Raw genomic sequence first — 2,081 nt, 5'->3', positions numbered from 1 at the left:
AGCGGCGTCGCCCAACTGCAGATTTTCGAAGGCACGTCCGTCAACATCGACCGCGGACTTGATACCCAGGGAGATTTCGCCAGCGTCTTTGTAGACGTCATCGCCCTGCGCTTCGTGGGTGTACGGCGCGCTGGTTTCGCCCGCTTTGATAGTGACCTGAGCGTTGTTACTCAGGGTCACAACCAGGTCGTGGGTCAGAGCGGTGTTGATGTGGACGGTGAACGTCGGCTTGACGTTCTCAGCAACCGAAACCTGGTCAGCGGTAATGGTGACCTGCACCAAGTCGCCCTGGTTACCGGTACCTGGAGTACCCGAACCCGGTTCGTCCGTCACAGAAGTGGTGACGGTTTCACCACCCAGAGTCAGCTTCTCGAAGCTGTCTGCACCCGAAACCGACTCAAGCTTGTTGGCAATAGCGGCCTGGCCGCCGACGTACACGTCATCGTTAACCGTGATGGTCGCGGTACCAGAGGCACTGTCAGCCGGAATCGTGACTTTTGTGCCGTCGGTCAGGGTGAAGGTCAGTGCCCCGTGCTGAGTGACCGAAAGCCCCTGCGCGTTGGTCAGCGTGACGGTGTAGGTCACCTGGCCGCCTTCCGCCACAGTCGCCTTGTCGACAGTCAAGGTTGCAACGACTTCGCTGATGGTGTCCGAAATCTCGACGGTAGCTGGGCCGCCGATGGCCAGATGCTCGAAGGTTGCGCCCGAAACAGTGGCATCGGTGACGCTCAGCGTCACGGAGCCCGCGTCCTTGATGACGTCATCGCCCTGAGCCGGGGTCTTGTACTCGACTTCGGTCTTGCCGGCCTCGATGGTGACGGTTTCGCCATTCGACAGGGTCACGGTCAGCGGACGGTCCAGCGCCTGGCTCACTTTGATCGTGAAGGATGGCTGCTGGTCTTCAGTGACATTACCGTTACTGACGATGCTTACGGTGACGGTATCGACACTGTCATTGATTACAGTGGACGCTGGGGTTGGGTTCGGCGTGAGTTGCTCGAAGTTGCCGCCAGTAGCGTCCTTGATCGTGACACTTACGGTCGAGCCGTTGTTGTAGACGTCGTTGGCCGGAGTCTGGAAATCAACGCTGCCTTGAGTCTTGCCGGCTTCAACGGTGATGGTCTGGCCGTTCGACAGGGTCACGGTGACCGGCGTCTGGGCAGGGTTGCTCAGGGTAACGGTGTAGGTGATTACGCCGCCTTCGGTGACCGACGGGTTGGCAGTCAGGGTCGCGGTAGTGACATCAACCGAGTCATTGATCGTGGTCTGAGCCGGGGTCGGATTCGGCGTCAGCTGCTCGAAGTTACCGCCAGTGGCATCGGTGATGGTCGTGCTAACGGTCGAGCCGTTGTTGTAGACGTCGTTGTCCGGCGTTTGGAAATCAACGCTGCCCTGGGTCTTGCCAGCTTCGACGGTGATGGTCTGGCCATTGGACAGGGTCACGGTGACCGGCGTCTGGGCAGGATTGCTCAGGGTCACGGTGTAGGTGATCACGCCACCTTCGGTGACCGACGGATTGGCAGTCAGGGTCGCGGTAGTAACGTCGACCGAGTCATTGATCGTGGTCTCGGCCGGCGCAGGGTTAGGCGTCAATTGCTCGAAGTTACCGCCAGTAGCACCGGTGATGGTGGTGCTAACGGTCGAGCCGTTGTTGTAGACGTCATTGGCCGGGGTCTGGAAATCAACGCTTCCCTGGGTCTTCCCAGCTTCAACAGTGATGGTCTGGCCATTGGACAGGGTCACAGTGACCGGCGTCTGGGCAGGATTGCTCAGGGTCACGGTGTAGGTGATTACGCCGCCTTCGGTGACCGACGGGTTGGCAGTCAGTGTCGCCGTAGTGACGTCCACCGAATCATTGATCGTGGTCTGCGCCGGCGTTGGGTTCGGCGTCAGCTGCTCGAAGTTGCCGCCAGTAGCGTCCTTGATCGTGACACTTACGGTCGAGCCGTTGTTGTAGACGTCGTTCGCCGGGGTCTGGAACTCCACGCTGCGCTGGGTCTTGCCAGCTTCGACGGTGATGGTCTGGCCATTGGACAGGGTCACGGTGACCGGCGTCTGGGCAGGGTTGCTCAGGGTCACGG

General features: G+C 60.1%; 1 protein-coding gene. It reads right to left on the bottom strand.

Translation table 11 applies throughout. The features are described 5' to 3' along the window. Positions 1–2,081 (bottom strand): immunoglobulin-like domain-containing protein (locus tag MFF34_RS27835; RefSeq protein WP_374707430.1); only part of this gene is annotated, 2,081 nt, incomplete at both ends.

The organism is Pseudomonas sp. PAGU 2196, from assembly GCF_022179005.1.
GTDB lineage: Bacteria > Pseudomonadota > Gammaproteobacteria > Pseudomonadales > Pseudomonadaceae > Aquipseudomonas > Aquipseudomonas kermanshahensis.
This window is presented reverse-complemented; position numbering and strand designations above follow the sequence as displayed.